Here is a 15,921-nt window from a genome sequence, read left to right on the forward strand (position 1 = left end):
CAAAAAGGGTTGCACAACGCACTGTGACCGCCCTGTGGGCGAATGTGAGCAATCAGTGACGTACGGGACCGAAATCCGCCTGCTCACCTGCGATTTCAGGCCAATTCTTGGCCCCGTTCACCATGGGTGGCGATCTTCACACGTGTGGCGAAGGTCTCGCGCCGGGGACATCAAAAAGGGGCTGCCCCCCTCACGTTCGTGACGGGGGCAGCCCCTTGAGCAATCAGAAAACGCTGATGTCAGTCGTTGCCGTTGCCCGGCATCGGCGTCGTCTTCTGGATCTGGAGCAAGAACTCCGCGTTCGACTTCGTCTGCTTCATCTTGTCCAGGAGCAGCTCGATCGCCTGCTGCTGGTCGAGCGCGTGCAGCACCCGGCGCAGCTTCCAGACGATCCCCAACTCGTCGCTGCCGAGCAGGATTTCTTCCTTACGGGTGCTGGACGCGTCCACGTCCACCGCCGGGAAGATGCGCTTGTCGGAGAGCTTCCGGTCGAGCTTGAGCTCCATGTTGCCGGTGCCCTTGAACTCTTCGAAGATCACCTCGTCCATGCGCGAGCCGGTCTCGACCAGGGCGGTGGCCAGGATCGTAAGAGATCCGCCGTCCTCGATGTTGCGCGCGGCACCGAAGAAGCGCTTCGGCGGGTACAGCGCGGTCGAGTCGACACCACCGGACAGGATGCGGCCGGAGGCGGGCGCGGCGAGGTTGTACGCACGGCCCAGACGCGTGATCGAGTCGAGCAGTACGACCACGTCGTGGCCCAGCTCCACCAGGCGCTTGGCCCGCTCGATGGCCAGCTCGGCGACCGTGGTGTGGTCCTCGGCCGGGCGGTCGAAGGTCGAGGAGATGACCTCGCCCTTGACCGACCGCTGCATGTCGGTGACCTCTTCCGGACGCTCGTCGACGAGGACGACCATCAGGTGGCACTCGGGGCTGTTGACGGTGATCGCGTTGGCGATCGCCTGCAGGATCATGGTCTTGCCGGTCTTCGGCGGTGCCACGATCAGGCCACGCTGGCCCTTTCCGATCGGCGCGACCAGGTCGATGATCCGCGTGGTCAGCACGGCCGGGTCGGTCTCGAGACGGATCCGGTCCTGCGGGTACAGCGGCGTCAGCTTGTTGAACTCCGGGCGGCCACGGCCGAGTTCGGGCGCCATGCCGTTGACGGAGTCGAGCCGGACGAGCGCGTTGAACTTCTCGCGGCGCTCCCCCTCCTTCGGCTGCCGGACCGCGCCGGTGACGTGGTCGCCCTTGCGCAGACCGTTCTTGCGGACCTGGGCGAGGGAGACGTACACGTCGTTCGGACCTGGCAGGTAGCCGGACGTACGGATGAACGCGTAGTTGTCGAGGATGTCCAGGATGCCCGCGACGGGGATCAGGACGTCGTCCTCGGCGACCTGCGGCTCGGCGATGTCGTCGCGGCCACGGCGGCCACGGCGGTCCCGGTAGCGACCGCGACGGCCGCGACGGCCGCCCTCGAAGTCGTCATCGTCCTGCTGCTGGCGGTCCTGCCGACCGCCGCCCTGCTGCTGGCCGCGCTGCTGATTGCCGCCGCCTTGGCCCTGCTGGTCGTCGCCCTTGCCGCGGCCGCGGTCCCGGTCCCGACCGCCTCGGTCGCCCCGGTCGCGGTCACGGCCGCCCCGGTCGCGGTCACGGCGGCCCTGGCGGCCCTCGCCACCCTGGTCGCCCTGGCGGCCCTCGCCACCCTGGTCACCGGAGTCGGCCCTGACCTCGCCCTGGGGCTGGGCCTGAGCAGGGGTCTCGGCCTTCGGCTCGCTCTTCGCCTCGGCGGTGACCGTCTCGGGGCTGCCCGCATCGGCGGTGGCCCGACGACGCCGGCGCTCGGCCGGGGCGTCGTCACTGGCCGGCTGGCCGGGAATCTCGATCTGCTGCTGGGCCACGGCCTTTTCGGCCTTCGCGGCCTTGCCGCCGTCGTCCGCCTTCTTCTCGCTCTTCTCGGCGGGAGGTACGGCGTCGTCCCCTGTACGAGCCTTCGAGGTGGCCCGGCGCTTCGGCTTGGTCTCGGTGGCTGCCTCGGCGGTTTTCGCCGGGGCACCCCCTCCTGCCTGCGCCTCCTTGATGACCTCGATCAGCTGGCTCTTGCGCATCCGCGCGGTGCCCCTGATTCCGAGGCCGGATGCGACCTGCTGCAGCTCGGCCAGCACCATGCCCTCAAGGCCACTGCCGCGGCGCCGACGGGAGCCTGAAGCACCGGTGGCAGGCGCGGCGGAGGCGTCCGTGGCGGGCGCGGCAGCGGTCTCCTCGACACGTGCGCCCATCAGATCGGTGGTGTCGCTCACGAAGGGTCCTTCCCTGGAGCGGACGTCGGCCTGTCTGGCTCGGCGACCGGTTGTGCTGTCCGGCTTCGGTCCTGTGATGTGGACCGTGCCGGGGCGGTGGTCCGCCAAAGAGGCGGAGGGAATATCTGCTGGATGGCGTTTCCGGGTGCCGTGACACTGATGTGCGGTGTCGGCCGGCTCGGTCACGCCGGTTCCGGAGCGTGCTCAGGACTGCTCAGCGCATAGCGTCCAATGCGTTGCACAAAGCAGTTTGGGAGGCTCCCGGAAAGAGGTCTGTCCCGGACGGGGACACGAAGCACCTCGCCATGGTGGGGTCGGGTGCAGACTTGAGATTAACACTACCGGATCCAACAAACATTCCCCCTCTCCAAATCCGGCAACCGTGTGTCAGGTGGCAAGCGGCAGCACGCTCGCTCCCTGGGCATCGAGGCTCAGTCGGTTGGCCGCCCAGCCCTCGCCGGCCAGGCGGGAGACCTTGTCGGCGGTGGCTTCGTCGGCCAGCGCGAGCACGGTGGGGCCCGCGCCGGAGATCACGGCGGGGATTCCGTCGGCCCGCAGCCGCTCCACCAGGGCAGCACTCTCCGGCATGGCCGGAGCCCGGTACTCCTGGTGCAGTCGGTCCTCGGTGGCGGGCAGCAGCAGCCCGGGGCGCCTGGTGAGGGCCTCTACGAGCAGTGCGGCGCGGCCCGCGTTGGCGGCGGCGTCGACATGCGGCACGGTGCGCGGCAGCAGTCCGCGGGCGGTCTCGGTGAGGACGGGCTTTCCGGGTACGAAAACCACCGGAACGATGGATTCGGCGGGATCCATCCTGATGGCGCGCGCGGCGCCGCCCTCCATCCAAGAGAGCGTGAAACCGCCGAGCAGGCAGGCCGCGACGTTGTCGGGGTGGCCCTCGATCTCGGTGGCGAGCTCGAGGAGTGCCTCGTCGTCGAGCTTCGCGTCGCCGCCTATGGTCACGGCGCGCGCGGTGACGATGCCCGCGCAGATCGCGGCGGACGAGGAGCCGAGGCCACGGCCGTGCGGGATGCGGTTCGCGCAGACGATTTCGAGTCCGCGCGGCTGTCCGCCCAGCAGATCGAAAGCGGTACGGAGGGAACGTACGAGAAGGTGACTCTCGTCACGCGGGAGTGTCTCGCTGCCCTCACCTGCGATGTCGATGTGCAGTCCGGAATCGGCCACCCGGACGACCACGTCGTCGTAGAGCCCCAGCGACAGGCCGAGGGCGTCGAAGCCCGGGCCGAGGTTGGCGCTGGTGGCGGGGACGCGCACCCGTACGGCGGCGGCGCGGAACGCTGGACCGGCCATCGCTCGATGACTCTCCTTGAGCTTGAGCTGCGAGATTGTCGAGATGTGTCGAAATCCTGCGAGACGAACGGAAGATCACGGAAGACCCGGCGGCCGCAGAGACGGCGCGGCACCGCGGCATATACCGCGGCATATGCGGCGGGCGGGTTACGTACAGCCTATCGAAGGAAGGTTCCGTGGCGACATAGGGCGCACAGGAGGCGCACGATGCGTGTCGTTTACCCCCTGTGCACCCCCTGTCAGGAGTTACAGGTTGGCGAAGCCGAGGCGCCGCGCTTACGCGAGGCCGAGGCGCTCCGCCGCCGTTGCCGCGTCCACCGGAACCGTGACGGGCTGCGGGGCGCCCGCGACGGCCCAGTCCGGGTCCTTGAGGCCGTTTCCGGTCACCGTGCAGACGATGCGCTGGCCCGGGTCGACCTTGCCCTGCTCGGCGGCCTTCAGCAGCCCTGCGACGGACGCGGCCGACGCGGGCTCGACGAAGACGCCCTCCTGGGAGGCCAACAGTCGGTAGGCGCGCAGAATTTCACGGTCCGTCACCTCATCGATGAAACCGCCCGATTCATCCCGGGCGGCCAACGCGAACTTCCACGAGGCCGGGTTGCCGATACGGATCGCGGTGGCGATGGTCGACGGATCCTTGACGACCTCACCGCGCACGATCGGGGCGGAACCGGAGGCCTGGAAACCCCACATTCGAGGGGTTTGCTTCGCGATCCCGTCGGCCGCGTACTCCGTGTAGCCCTTCCAATAGGCCGTGATATTGCCCGCGTTACCCACCGGCAGTACGTGAATGTCTGGTGCGTCACCCAGCATGTCCACGATTTCGAACGCGGCGGTCTTCTGGCCCTCGATACGCACTGGATTGACTGAATTCACCAGCGCCACGGGGTAGTTGTCGGACAGATTGCGCGCGAGCGTGAGGCAGTCGTCGAAGTTTCCGTCGACCTGGAGGATCTTCGCGCCGTGCACGAGCGCCTGGCCCATCTTGCCGAGCGCGATCTTGCCCTGCGGAACGAGCACGGCGGAGACCATTCCCGCCCGTACGGCGTACGCGGCGGCGGAAGCCGACGTGTTGCCCGTCGAGGCGCAGATGACGGCCTTCGCGCCCTCCTCCTTGGCCCGCGTGATGGCCATGGTCATACCGCGGTCCTTGAAGGACCCGGTGGGGTTCGCGCCCTCGACCTTGAGGTGCACCTCGCAGCCCGTGCGCTCGGAGAGCACCTGCGCGGGCACGAGCGGCGTACCGCCCTCACGGAGCGTCACGACCGGCGTGGTGTCGGAAACCGGCAGCCGGTCCCGGTACTCCTCGATGATTCCGCGCCACTGGTGGGTCATTGCTGGTTACTCTCCTTCAACCCGCATGATGCTGGCGACACCCCGCACGGTGTCGAGGTTGCGCAGCGCCTCGACGGTCCCGTTCAGGGAGGCGTCGGACGCATGGTGGGTGACGACGACCAGAGAAGCCTCGCCGTCCTTCCCCTGCTGGCGAACCGTATCGATCGAAACGCCGTGCTCGGCGAAAACGGTCGCGACCTGGGCGAGAACACCCGGTTTGTCCGCCACGTCGAGGCTGATGTGGTATCGCGTGACGACCTCACCCATCGGTGAGACGGGCAGCTGGGTGTACGCGGAGGCGCCGGGCCCGGTGGCGCCGCTGAGCCGGTTGCGGCAGACGGCCACGAGGTCGCCGAGGACCGCGGAGGCGGTCGGGGAGCCGCCGGCGCCGGGGCCGTAGAACATCAACTGGCCCGCGGCGTCCGACTCGACGAACACGGCGTTGTACGCGCCGCGCACGGAGGCGAGCGGGTGGGCCAGCGGAATCATCGCGGGGTGCACACGCGCGGTTACGGACTCCCCGTCGGCGGCCCGCTCGCAGATGGCGAGCAGCTTGATGGTGCAGCCCATCCCCTTCGCCGAGGCGAAGTCGGCGGCGGTGACCTCGGTCATGCCCTCGCGGTACACGTCGTCGAGCCGCACGCGGGTGTGGAAGGCGATTCCGGCGAGGATCGCCGCCTTGGCGGCGGCGTCGAAGCCTTCGACGTCTGCTGTGGGATCGGCTTCCGCATACCCGAGCGCGGAGGCCTCGTCGAGGGCCTCCTGGTAGCCGGCGCCCGTGGTGTCCATCTTGTCGAGGATGAAGTTGGTGGTGCCGTTGACGATGCCGAGCACGCGGTTGACCTTGTCGCCCGCGAGGGACTCGCGCAGCGGCCGGATCAGTGGGATGGCACCGGCGACGGCGGCCTCGTAATAGAGGTCCTTGTTCTGCTCCTCGGCGATGGCGTGCAGGCCCGCGCCGTCCTGGGCGAGCAGCGCCTTGTTCGCGGAGACGACGGAGGCGCCGTGCTCGAAGGCCGTGGTGATGAGGGAGCGGGCGGGCTCGATACCGCCGATGAGCTCGACGACCACGTCGATGTCCCCGCGTTTGACGAGGGCGGTGGCGTCGGTGGTGATGAGCTCGGCCGGGATGCCCTCCCGTACCTTGTCGGGCCGGCGGACGGCGACGCCCGCCAGTTCGACAGGGGCCCCGATACGGGCGGCGAGGTCGTCGGCGTGCGTCATCATGATGCGCGCCACCTCTGAGCCGACAACACCACAGCCCAGCAGCGCCACCTTCAGCGGACGCGTACGCATCATCCGACCTCGTTTCCTCTTACCGTCACGGTGGATCCAGTCTCACTCACCGGACGGGACTTTCTATGCCATGTCCGGATCGTGAGACGTCTATTTCATTTCTCCGGCGGCCGATCGCAGGAGATCTTCCGTCGGCTGCATTCGTACGTCAGCGGTCGTCCGACCGCGTACGTCAGTGGCTCATCCGACATCGAGGCGCAGCAGGTCCTCCTCCGTCTCCCGGCGGACGATCACCCGCGCCTCGCCGTCATGGACCGCGACGACGGGCGGGCGCAGAGCGTGGTTGTAGTTGCTGGCCATGGAGCGGCAGTACGCCCCGGTGGCGGGCACGGCGATGAGGTCGCCCGGCGCGAGATCGGCGGGCAGGAAGGCGTCGCGTACGACGATGTCGCCGCTCTCGCAGTGCTTGCCGACGACGCGTACGAGCATGGGTTCGGCCTCGCTCACGCGGGAGACGAGGGCGACGCTGTACTCGGCGTCGTACAGCGCGGTGCGGATGTTGTCCGACATGCCGCCGTCGACGGAGACGTACGTACGCAGTCCGTCGAGCGGCTTGATGGTGCCGACCTCGTACAGGGTGAAGGCGGTGGGGCCGACGATGGCGCGCCCCGGCTCGACGGAGATGCGCGGGGTGCGGAGCTTCGCGGACTCGCACTCGCGCGTGACGATCTCGTTCAGCGCCTTGGCGATCTCGTGCGGCTCGCTCGGATCGTCCTCGCTCGTGTAGGCGATGCCGAGGCCGCCGCCGAGGTCGATCTCGGGCAGCTCGACGCCGTGCTCGTCGCGGATCTCGGCGAGCAGCTTCACCACCCGGCGCGCGGCGACCTCGAAACCGGCCATGTCGAAGATCTGCGAGCCGATGTGGCTGTGGATCCCGATCAGTTCGAGCCCGTCGAGCGCGAGGGCCCGTCGTACGGCCTCGGCGGCCTGGCCGTCCGCGAGCCCGATGCCGAACTTCTGGTCCTCGTGGGCCGTGGCGATGAACTCGTGCGTGTGCGCCTCGACGCCGACCGTCACCCGGATCTGCACGCGCTGCCGCTTGCCGAGCGACTCGGCGATGTGCGCGACGCGGACGATCTCCTGGAAGGAGTCGAGGACGATGCGTCCTACGCCGCGGCCGATGGCCTCGGTGATCTCCTCGGTGGACTTGTTGTTGCCGTGGAAGGCGATGCGGTCGGCGGGCATGCCGGCAGACAGGGCGGTGGTGAGTTCGCCGCCGGAGCAGACGTCGAGGTTGAGCCCCTCCTCGTGCAGCCAGCGCACGACGGCGCGCGACAGGAACGCCTTGCCGGCGTAGAAGACGTCGGCGTCCTCCCCGAAGGCGGTGCGCCAGGCGCGCGCCCGCGCACGGAAGTCGGCCTCGTCGAGGAAGTACGCCGGGGTGCCGAACTCCTCGGCGAGCTTCTTCACATCGATGCCGCCGACACTGACGACCCCGTCAGGCGTCCGGGTGACGGTCTGCGCCCAGACATTCGAGTCCAGGGCGTTGAGGTCGGTGGGCGGAGCGGTGTAGTGCCCCTCGGGCAGAACATCGGCGTGACGGGGCCCGGCGGGATGTGCGGAACGGCTCATGACTTCTCTTCTTCGGCTCTCTCAGAGGTGTTCGGGTGCGTCGATGCCGAGCAGGGTCAGGCCGCCGGCCAGCACCGTCCCGGCGGCTTCGGCAAGCGCCAGCCGGGTCCGGTGGGCGGCCGAGGGTTTCTCGTCACCCAGAGGGAGGACGCGGGTGGCCTCCTGGTACCGGAGGAAGGCGTCGGCGATGACGACGAGGTGGCGGGCCAGGTGGTCGGGGGCGTGGCGGGTTGCTGCGGTGGCGAGGGCGGGGGGGTAGTCGGCGAGGGCGGTGAGGAGGGGGGCTACGGAGTGGTCGGGAGGTTCTGGGTGTACGTCGCCGGGGGCGCCGTCGAAGCCGAGGTCGGCGGCGTTGCGAGTGAGGGATCGGGCTCGGGCGTGCGCGTAACGGACCCGGAAGAGGGGATTGGTCTCGCGCTGCACGAGGTGGTCGGCGGTGATTCGGGGCCGGTCGTGGGGGGCGGGGTGGAGGAGGGCCCAGCGGGCGGCGTCACGGCCGAGTGGGGTGGGGTCTTCGGCCGCGGGCACGGGGCGGAGGTTCACGTCGAGGGGGGCAGGAGCGCCGGGGCGGCCCTGGGCGTCGACGGTCACGCCGAGGGGCTCGGCCCACGACGGGTCCAGGTCGGCCTCGCAGGACGTACGGACGAGGGCGCCCTGCGTACGGAGGAGCCCGGCGAGCACCTGCCCACCGACCGCCGCGCGCACCTCGCACGGGTGGTGCAACTGCACGATCCGCCCGCTCGGCTCCTCGGCGTACCCGTAGCGAGAGCCGCGCCGCAGGATGTCCCTGACCAGGGCTTCCGCTCCCCCGTCAAGGGTGATGTTGAGGAATCCGGGCCCGGTGATCTCGACGCGTGCCACGCCCTCGGCCTCGGTGATGAGCGGACGCAGGATCTCGGCGACGTGACGGGGCGGACGCCCGGCGGGCCGGGCCAGTTGCAGGGCGACATTCGTGGCGTAGTCACCGCATCCTCCGGGACCCGGCGGCGCCACGACGGCCTGCGCGGGCACGGCCACACTGAGCTCACCGGCGTCCACGGCGCGGCGCACGGCGCACAGGACGGTACCGGAGAGCTCGACGGGGGTCACGGGGACAAGCGTATGGGAGGAAGGGGGTGGGCAAGCGAGCTGTTTTGGGGAGGGTCCGGGATGTGGACGGGGGATGTGGATGAGGGATGCGGACGGGACTGGGCGGGGGCTTCAGCTGCACGTACCCGTGGCGCGCCCGCCCCGCCGGGGGCCGGACCGTCACCCTCCCTCTCAGTTCCCTCTCAGTTCTCCCTAATTGCCGGCGCTCCCCGCATGCTCCGCGCACTCGGTCTCGCCCGTGCCTCCCGGTGCCCCGAGCGGACTCCCGAGGGACGCTCCACCACCCCGCCGCTCCATCAACTGCCGTACGAGCCGCACGAGTTCGGCCGGCTCAAAGGGCTTGGCCAGAAAGGCGTCCACCCCCACATCCAGCCCGCCCTCGACCTCGTACTGCGTACAGGCGCTCACGACGGCGAGGGGCAGATTCCGGGTCCGCGGATCGGCACGGAGCCGGGAGGCGGTCCGCAGCCCGTCGAGCCGGGGCATCACGACATCCAGGGTGACGACATCGGGCCGCACGTGATGAACGACATCCAGACACTCGGCACCGTCAGCCGCGGTCACGACCTCGAAACCCTCCAGCTCGAGGTTGACCCTGATCAACTGCCGGATGACCTTGTTGTCGTCCACAACAAGGACCCGACCCGACGCGCCTGGCACAACTCGAGAGTAGGTCCGCACCCCCGCCCGCGTCCGGCTTTTCCCCACTTCCACCCGCCCGCGGACCCGCACCTCCACCGGTCTCCCCCCACCAAAACCGGTTCCTGAACCCCCCGAAAGAGCTGGTAGGGTTCTACCCGTCGCCGCACACACCGCGCCCGACACGCCCCCGTAGCTCAGGGGATAGAGCAACGGCCTCCGGAGCCGTGTGCGCAGGTTCGAATCCTGCCGGGGGCACTCGCCTACAGCCAGCGGAAATCACGGTCTGACCAGGGCGGATGCCGACGTGAAAGAGCGGGAGTCAGTCTCACTGACTCCCGCTCTTTCTCACTGTTGCGCACTGATCACGTGTGAGGGGCGTGTGGGTCAGGACGCAGCATCCTTGATGACCGTCCGAGCATGTCGGTAGAACCGCTCTCGGCTGTCCTTCAACCCATCAGCGTCAGGCTGCTCCGTGCTGTTCATGATCGCGTCTGCCATGCTGGCGGCCCAGCGCTCGTGGACTTCGAACACCCTGTTGGCCCTCTGTCGTAGATCGAAATCTGGCATGACCTCGATCACAGGCAGCGCTTCGTCGTGGTGCTTGCGTACGAGGATCGCGCATTCGAAGTACAGCACGGTTGCGTCGACGTTGAGTGCCTCTCCCGCCGCACGGGTCTTCTCTCGCATTTCATGCAGCATCTTGGAGATGGCCGTCGCCGTGGCGATCACCTGCTCCCTCACTCGCTGCTCCTCAGCGCGTCGTGATTCGTGGCGGCGATTGGAGTCTTCCTGCTTGTCAGCGTGGTCTTGCCTCGCCTTTTCCGTGCGGCTTGTGTAGTGGTGAGCCGTCCATGCGGCCAGAGCAGAACTGATCAGGACGGCTCCGGCAGATATCAGTGCCGTGACCCACTGGCTGTCTTGGATGACGGTGGTCGTGACGCCGTCAGTCTTTGTCGTCGTGCGCTTTGTGCCGCAGCTCGCCACGAGGACCATGAGGATGAAGGGCGCTACACGCCATCCGGCTCTTCGCATGAGCGGTGACTGTAGCGCCCGACTGGTGGACACACGTTCACTGAGCTCCGGCGTTCCACCCCATGGTCTTTTCGATCTTCTTGTTGTTCTCCTCCTCGCTGTTGTCGATGCAGCCCGCATAGCGGCGGTGGATCACTTCTGGGGAGTTGCCCGCGCGTCGAGCCACCTCGGCCACGGGGAGGCCCGCACGGAGCCAGTTCGTGATGCACGTGGCTCGCAGGTCGTACGGCTTGCGCGCCAAGGGCGACCCCACCTTGTCCGGCGGGAGCGCGAACGGCCGGGCCTCTTGCCACACCCGCCAGTAGCTGGATGTCCCGAGCAGGCCGCCGCGCTCGTTCGGGAAGAGGCGCCCGTCCTTGGCAGTCCCGAATTCCTTCAGGTGCGCCCGGAGCATCGCCACGAGCACGGGCGGAATCGGCACGGGCCGGTCGGTGCCAGGCTCTCGTGATTTCAGTCCCCGCGTGTCGTGACGCTCCCCGAGTCGGTCCACTTCTTACCCGAGATGGGACGCGTCTCGCGAAGGGTGAGAGTTCCCCACCCCTTCTCGGGAAGGTGGCAGTCGGCCAGCCGGAGCCCGACCACTTCCGCCGGTCGCGTCGCGGCGTACAGGATGCAACCGAAGAATGCGATGAGACGTCTGCCGCGATTGCGGTGCACCGACCCGATATAGGAGACGGCCGTGAGGAGTTGCCGCCCCTGAATCTCGTTCACCAGGACTCGCGGATCTACGGCGTCGCTCCCTTGGGCGGTGGGCCGCTTCACCCCAGCGAGCGGGTTTTCGTCGAGATACCCCTCTTGAATCGCGTACTCCATCGCGGTGTTGAAACCGCGACGGCGACGCTTGTACGTATCCGTCGCCGCCGGTTTGTCGTCGAGCTTGAAGGACAGTCGGTATTGGACGTCTCGCACGACCTTGGAATCCGTGAGCGCCGATAGAGGCAGGGAGTGAGCCGCGAGCCACGCACAGGCTTTCTCCAGCTCCGGCGGGGGCTCTTCGTCCTTGTGAGCCGGGACGACAGCCCACCGCACGGCACGCCGTACGTCTTCCAGTCCCGGAGCGCCAGGGGCGTCACCCAGCATGCCGAGAGCCGCAGAAGCAAGGCTGTCTGCCAGTCCCTCACGCGTCTTCGCTGCGGCCGTGCGCCAGCGGACTGCCATGTACTCGCGGGAGAAAACCCACCAGGACGGGTCTGGTCGGGCATTCGCTTTCGCCGTTGCGGCTCGGAATTCGGACTCAGGGAGTCCTGTCTCTACGTCGAAAGCCTCGCCCTTACGCATCGCTTGCCACAGTTCCGATCGGCGGCTTTCGGCAAGCGCCGACGTTTTGAACGTCGTGTGACGCACCCTTCCAGCGACCACCCAACGGAGTTGATAGGGCGCCGTCTTGCTGGCAATCTTGCTGACTTTCCACACGCGGACATCCGTGGAAAGAGTGGGCTCTTCGGGCGCGGCCGGGCGCTCGCCTTTACGAGCGCCCGGAATTGCGCTGACCTTGCGGTCGTTCACGCGGCTTCCTCCAGAGCTGCAATCCAGCGCTCCAACTCCGAACGGCGAATGCGCACAGCGCCGTTCGGAAGCCTGATTGATTTCGGCCCCTTCCTGCACTGTCGCCAGCGGTAGAAGGTCGACAGCGGTACGCCGATTTCCTCGGCGACCTGAGAAATCGTGAGCATTTCGTCACGCGCCACGGTCGGCCTCCCCAGAGCTCTCGTCAGCGGGTTGGGAGTCGGACAGGTGGGACAGTCCCGATTCCGGCTGCCCCACCTGTTTGCGCAGGTCAGGTGATGTATTGGGACAGTCGGACACCTGGGACATCCCCGGCGTGCCCTCGGTCCGGGTCTCGGTGTCCGGGTAGTACCGCCCGGCGCCGTCCTTGGTGAGCTGTCCGTCCGCGGCCATGCGTGAGCAGGTGCGGCGGACGTTCTCGGCATCGAGCTGCGGCAGTGCGGCGACGATGTCCTTGGGCCGGGCGCCGGGGTATGCACGAACGTGCCGCAGGATCGCGGCACGGGTGTCGCCGATGGTGTGGTCGGTGACCGGTCCATCGAGCATCTGCCAGGCGCCGGATGCGGCTTGGAACTGAAGCGCGTACTCGGCTTCGTCCACGTCGCGTCCGGTGACGTGCAGGATGCCGTCCGCCTGCCCGCGCGCCCGCTTGAGCACGAGCGTGGCGTCCGCGGCTCCGGCGATACCGTTCGTGCCGGACACCTCAGTGAGGAAGTCATCCGAGCCTGCCTTGCGGACGTGGTGCACGAGCACCACCGCGATGCCGTAGTAGTCGGCGATCCGCTTGGCGTGGCCGACGGCGACATAGTCCGCGTCGTACTGCGACACACCCTGCGGGGCAGCACCGCGCATCTTGGCGAACACGTCGATGACGACCATGCGAGCGTGCGGGTTGCGGTCCAGCCATCCGGCGATGGCGTCGCTGCCGCCCTGGGGGAACGGCGGGCATTCGGTGACCAGGGTCAGCCCGGCCGGAGCCGCCTGCCCTCCGAGCATCTTGCCCATGCGGGTCTGGAGACGGCGCGGGGTGTCCTCCAGGGCAAGGTAGAGCACCGGGCCGCCGTCGACGGGCAGGGAGTCGAAGGCGTGGCCGCCGGAAGCGACCGCGAGGGCCAGTCCGAGGGACAGCCAGGACTTGCCCACCTTGGGCGGACCGGCGAGCAGGTTGACGCCTTCGGCGAGGATGCCGGGCACCGCCCATTTCGGCTCGGGGAAGTCCGCGGCCATGAGCTGATCCGCGGTCCATGCGGTGCGCGGGCGTTCCCGCTTCGGGAGCTCCCGCGGGGCCGCTTCGGGGTCGCTGGGCACGGAGTACAGGTGCAGCGGGGGAATCGGGTTGGTGCTCATGCCGCGACCCTTCGGGGGCGGTGGGCTCCGGCCCGCAGGCCGGAGGCGATGGTGCGCCGTGCCTCGCGCTCGCCCTGGCCGACGCTGAGCGCCGCCTCGACAAGCCGCTCGGTCACCTCGTACGCGTCCAGCTCTCCCCCAGCGACCAACTGACCGAGGGCGACAGAAGCGATGTAGAGCGCGTTGTTGTGCTCGTGCGGGCCGGAGTTGGTGACGCGGGCCAACTCGCCGTTGAGTGCGGCGTTGAGGAACTTGCCGCGCCGGTCGCGGGTCGTCAGCGGAACCGTGACCGGCCGCTGCGGGGGCAGCGGCACCGGGCGCAGCAGAGCAGTCAGCCAGCCCGGCAGCGGGGCCACGGGCGCGTCATGGACGGTCGCGTACCGGTGGCCCTTGACGGCGCTTCCTGCGGCGACGACGTAGCCGCCTGCCGCGCGGGTGTCGACCTTCCAGCCCAGTCCGCGGGCGCTGTCTCCGGCGGTGTTGCGCAGGGGCTCGCCCTCGGGTGCGGCGAAGTACAGGTGGGTGCCGCCGCTCCCGGTACGGACCGTGTACGTGTCGGCGGGGAACGGCTGGCCGTGGCGCTCGCAGAGCACGGCGAGCACATCGGCGCCGTCGGTGACCTCGTGCTCGGCCCAGCGTGCCGGCGGGGTGTCCTCCGGACCCTTGGGGGTGTCGAGGTCGACGACGACCAGGCCGGAGGGTCCGGTGGCAATGCCGACGTTGTAGGAAGCATGCGACCAGCACCGGGTGATGCGATGGCGGTCGACGGTGGCGCGGGTCTCCCAGTCGCGAACGGCAGGGCGCTTGTCGCCAGGAATCAGGGGGAAGACGTGCCAGCCCCGCGACGCAGCGTCAAGCGCTGAGGTCAGCTGTTCGGAGGGGCGCGGTTGCGTCATGCTGGTAGCTCTCCTGTTCTTTGGAGGGACGGGAGTAGCCGGGGTGGGTGCAGGCTTTGGCGAGACGGCACCCACCCCGGGCGTATCTAGAACGGGGGATTGTCGTCGTACTTGGCGTCAGCGGACGACGCGGGCGCACCCCGTCCGGCCGTGGCCGGGGTGCCGGTGCTCCACGCGTCAGCGGCCGGGCCGGTGGCGGCGGTGCCGTTGCGCTGGATGCGTTCGACCTTGGCCGTGGCGAAGCGCAGCGAGGGGCCGATGTCGTCGACTTCGAGGGCGAGCATCGAGCGGTTCTCGCCCTGGTCCGTCTTCCAGTTGTGCTGCCGCAGGCGGCCGGTGACGACCACGCGCATGCCCTTGGTCAGGCTTTCGGCGACGTGGTTGGCCAGGTCGCGCCATGCGGTGCAGCGCAGGAACATGGCGGTTCCGTCGCGCCACTGACCGGTGGCCTTGTCGTAGGTGCGCGGGGTGGAGGCGACGGAGAACCGGGCGATGGCGTCGCCGCCGGTGGTGAACCGCAGCTCCGGGTCAGCGGCCAGGTTGCCGACGATGGTGATTGGGGTCTCTCCCACGGACATGGGGATCACTCGCTTTCGAGGGTGTGGTTGGCGGTGGGCAGTTGGGGCAGGCCTGCGGTTTCCAGGGCTTGGGGGTCGAAGCCGGGCAGTGCGGCGCGGGTGATGAGTGCCTGTGCGAGCTGTTCGGCGTAGGCGGCACCAGAGCGGGCCACCTCGATCTGAGCCCCGGCGCGCAGGGCTTCTACGCGCTCGATGTGGGCATGTTCGTCGCGTCGGGCGCTGGTGTGCCGCTCGTACGCGACGCGCTCGCGCCGGTCGGTGCGCCAGTAGCGGGCAGCGAGCCCGTAGGCGACGACGGTCGCCAGCACCCACAGCAGCAGCGGCAGGGGCAGCCCGTCCGCGTATCCGGCGACCCCACCGAACGCGAGCGCGCCGGAGGTGGCGAACGCGGTTCCGGCGATCACGGGGTCTCCGGCACGGCCGACGCTCGCGCACGCCCCGGCCGCGGCAGCGGCAAGCGAGAGCGCGGCCATCAGCACGGCGTTGCCGACGCTGTGTTCGGCGCCGTTGGCGTTCCAGATCCGGGCCAGGATCAGCACGGTGGAGGTGGCCAGCGCGGGCGCGGCCTTGGGGGCGACGAGGGCGAGCCAGTGGCGCGCGATGATCTGTTCGCTCACGGCGGGCTCCTAGAGGTTGCCGACGGCGTCGACGACCGCAGCGGTCAGCTCGGTCATGGGTCCGGAGGCGCCGGTGGAGGCGAGGTAGAACCCGAACATGACGGCGATGAACGCGGAGCCGTAGCCCAGGGTCTTGGAGCGGAGCAGGAAGAACAGGACCAGGCCGAACAGGGCGACCAGGGAGACGGTGATGGCCATCGGATCTATCCCTTCGGGGCAGGCCGCTTCGCAGCGGCAGGGCTGGGGGTGTCGGTGCCTGTGCGGTAGGTGCGCAGCCAGCGGTTGTAGAGCCAGCGGCCGACGCGTATGCGCTTGCCGGTGGCCTTGCAGCGGCGGCAGTCCTTGCCGCGCTTGAGCCGCCCCTTGCGGTCGGTCTTCATCTCAAAGCCCCAGCCGCGGCACTTGCGGC

17 protein-coding genes and 1 tRNA gene are annotated in these 15,921 nt (G+C 69.0%); 1 reads left to right on the forward strand and 17 read right to left on the reverse strand.

Going from position 1 to position 15,921, the window contains the following annotated elements:
- Positions 1–239: 239 nt before the first annotated feature.
- The 7 genes from rho to ABD357_RS08610 form a co-directional block, all read right to left on the reverse strand.
- Complete coding sequence (gene rho, locus ABD357_RS08580) at positions 240–2,297, reverse strand: transcription termination factor Rho (protein ID WP_344388730.1); 2,058 nt, start codon at positions 2,295–2,297, stop codon at positions 240–242.
- Between the two features lie 387 nt (positions 2,298–2,684).
- Positions 2,685–3,602: a homoserine kinase gene (gene thrB, locus ABD357_RS08585; RefSeq protein ID WP_344388732.1), complete on the reverse strand. Its 918-nt coding sequence runs from the start codon at positions 3,600–3,602 to the stop codon at positions 2,685–2,687.
- Between the two features lie 276 nt (positions 3,603–3,878).
- The gene (gene thrC / locus ABD357_RS08590) at positions 3,879–4,937 is read right to left on the reverse strand and encodes a threonine synthase (protein ID WP_344388733.1); all 1,059 of its coding nucleotides are present in this window, start codon (positions 4,935–4,937) and stop codon (positions 3,879–3,881) included.
- A 6-nt stretch (positions 4,938–4,943) separates the two neighbouring features.
- Positions 4,944–6,236, reverse strand: coding sequence for a homoserine dehydrogenase (locus ABD357_RS08595; RefSeq protein ID WP_344388734.1), 1,293 nt, complete (start codon positions 6,234–6,236; stop codon positions 4,944–4,946).
- Positions 6,237–6,413: 177 nt separating this feature from the next.
- A complete protein-coding gene (lysA, locus tag ABD357_RS08600; RefSeq protein ID WP_344388736.1) occupies positions 6,414–7,805 on the reverse strand; it encodes a diaminopimelate decarboxylase in 1,392 nt (463 codons plus the stop codon).
- A gap of 21 nt (positions 7,806–7,826) precedes the next feature.
- Positions 7,827–8,894, reverse strand: a complete 1,068-nt coding sequence (gene nrtL, locus ABD357_RS08605) for an ArgS-related anticodon-binding protein NrtL (protein ID WP_344388737.1) — start codon at positions 8,892–8,894, stop codon at positions 7,827–7,829.
- A gap of 192 nt (positions 8,895–9,086) precedes the next feature.
- The gene (locus ABD357_RS08610) at positions 9,087–9,602 is read right to left on the reverse strand and encodes a response regulator (protein WP_344388821.1); all 516 of its coding nucleotides are present in this window, start codon (positions 9,600–9,602) and stop codon (positions 9,087–9,089) included.
- Between the two features lie 117 nt (positions 9,603–9,719).
- On the opposite strand from ABD357_RS08610, the gene ABD357_RS08615 reads away from it, so the two are divergent.
- Positions 9,720–9,791, forward strand: a tRNA-Arg gene (locus tag ABD357_RS08615).
- A gap of 129 nt (positions 9,792–9,920) precedes the next feature.
- Here the strand turns inward: ABD357_RS08615 and ABD357_RS08620 are convergent.
- The 10 genes from ABD357_RS08620 to ABD357_RS44580 all read right to left on the reverse strand — a co-directional run bounded on the left by ABD357_RS08620 (position 9,921) and on the right by ABD357_RS44580 (position 15,892).
- Positions 9,921–10,568 (reverse strand): hypothetical protein, encoded by a 648-nt coding sequence (locus ABD357_RS08620; RefSeq protein ID WP_344388739.1) that lies wholly within the window; start codon positions 10,566–10,568, stop codon positions 9,921–9,923.
- 37 nt (positions 10,569–10,605) lie between these two features.
- On the reverse strand, positions 10,606–10,989 hold the full coding sequence (locus ABD357_RS08625) for a hypothetical protein (protein WP_344388741.1): 384 nt from the start codon (positions 10,987–10,989) through the stop codon (positions 10,606–10,608).
- Positions 10,990–11,018: 29 nt separating this feature from the next.
- Positions 11,019–12,074, reverse strand: coding sequence for a hypothetical protein (locus ABD357_RS08630; protein ID WP_344388743.1), 1,056 nt, complete (start codon positions 12,072–12,074; stop codon positions 11,019–11,021).
- On the reverse strand, positions 12,071–12,241 hold the full coding sequence (locus ABD357_RS08635) for a helix-turn-helix transcriptional regulator (RefSeq protein ID WP_344388822.1): 171 nt from the start codon (positions 12,239–12,241) through the stop codon (positions 12,071–12,073). The genes ABD357_RS08630 and ABD357_RS08635 overlap by 4 nt, the downstream gene beginning before the upstream one ends.
- Before the next feature lie 4 nt (positions 12,242–12,245).
- On the reverse strand, positions 12,246–13,421 hold the full coding sequence (locus ABD357_RS08640; RefSeq protein ID WP_344388745.1) for an AAA family ATPase: 1,176 nt from the start codon (positions 13,419–13,421) through the stop codon (positions 12,246–12,248).
- Entirely contained in the window at positions 13,418–14,317 is a 900-nt protein-coding gene (locus ABD357_RS08645) for a bifunctional DNA primase/polymerase (RefSeq protein WP_344388746.1), read from the reverse strand. The genes ABD357_RS08640 and ABD357_RS08645 overlap by 4 nt, the downstream gene beginning before the upstream one ends.
- A gap of 86 nt (positions 14,318–14,403) precedes the next feature.
- The gene (locus ABD357_RS08650; RefSeq protein ID WP_344388747.1) at positions 14,404–14,895 is read right to left on the reverse strand and encodes a single-stranded DNA-binding protein; all 492 of its coding nucleotides are present in this window, start codon (positions 14,893–14,895) and stop codon (positions 14,404–14,406) included.
- 5 nt (positions 14,896–14,900) lie between these two features.
- On the reverse strand, positions 14,901–15,512 hold the full coding sequence (locus tag ABD357_RS08655; protein WP_344388748.1) for a hypothetical protein: 612 nt from the start codon (positions 15,510–15,512) through the stop codon (positions 14,901–14,903).
- A gap of 9 nt (positions 15,513–15,521) precedes the next feature.
- A complete protein-coding gene (locus tag ABD357_RS08660) occupies positions 15,522–15,710 on the reverse strand; it encodes a hypothetical protein (protein ID WP_344388750.1) in 189 nt (62 codons plus the stop codon).
- A gap of 5 nt (positions 15,711–15,715) precedes the next feature.
- Positions 15,716–15,892: a hypothetical protein gene (locus ABD357_RS44580; RefSeq protein WP_425584773.1), complete on the reverse strand. Its 177-nt coding sequence runs from the start codon at positions 15,890–15,892 to the stop codon at positions 15,716–15,718.
- Between the last annotated feature and the right edge of the window lie 29 nt (positions 15,893–15,921).

Source organism: Streptomyces vastus (genome assembly GCF_039532825.1).
GTDB lineage: Bacteria > Actinomycetota > Actinomycetes > Streptomycetales > Streptomycetaceae > Streptomyces > Streptomyces vastus.

Coding starts and splice junctions, on each gene's coding strand:
- ABD357_RS08645 (WP_344388746.1), bottom strand. CDS start 14,317: ATGACGCAACCGCGCCCCTCCGAACAGCTGACCTCAGCGCTTGACGCT.
- ABD357_RS08620 (WP_344388739.1), bottom strand. CDS start 10,568: ATGCGAAGAGCCGGATGGCGTGTAGCGCCCTTCATCCTCATGGTCCTC.
- ABD357_RS08650 (WP_344388747.1), bottom strand. CDS start 14,895: ATGTCCGTGGGAGAGACCCCAATCACCATCGTCGGCAACCTGGCCGCT.
- ABD357_RS08640 (WP_344388745.1), bottom strand. CDS start 13,421: ATGAGCACCAACCCGATTCCCCCGCTGCACCTGTACTCCGTGCCCAGC.
- ABD357_RS08595 (WP_344388734.1), bottom strand. CDS start 6,236: ATGATGCGTACGCGTCCGCTGAAGGTGGCGCTGCTGGGCTGTGGTGTT.
- lysA (WP_344388736.1), bottom strand. CDS start 7,805: ATGAGCCGTTCCGCACATCCCGCCGGGCCCCGTCACGCCGATGTTCTG.
- ABD357_RS08635 (WP_344388822.1), bottom strand. CDS start 12,241: ATGCTCACGATTTCTCAGGTCGCCGAGGAAATCGGCGTACCGCTGTCG.
- ABD357_RS08660 (WP_344388750.1), bottom strand. CDS start 15,710: ATGGCCATCACCGTCTCCCTGGTCGCCCTGTTCGGCCTGGTCCTGTTC.
- ABD357_RS44580 (WP_425584773.1), bottom strand. CDS start 15,892: ATGAAGACCGACCGCAAGGGGCGGCTCAAGCGCGGCAAGGACTGCCGC.
- thrB (WP_344388732.1), bottom strand. CDS start 3,602: ATGGCCGGTCCAGCGTTCCGCGCCGCCGCCGTACGGGTGCGCGTCCCC.
- thrC (WP_344388733.1), bottom strand. CDS start 4,937: ATGACCCACCAGTGGCGCGGAATCATCGAGGAGTACCGGGACCGGCTG.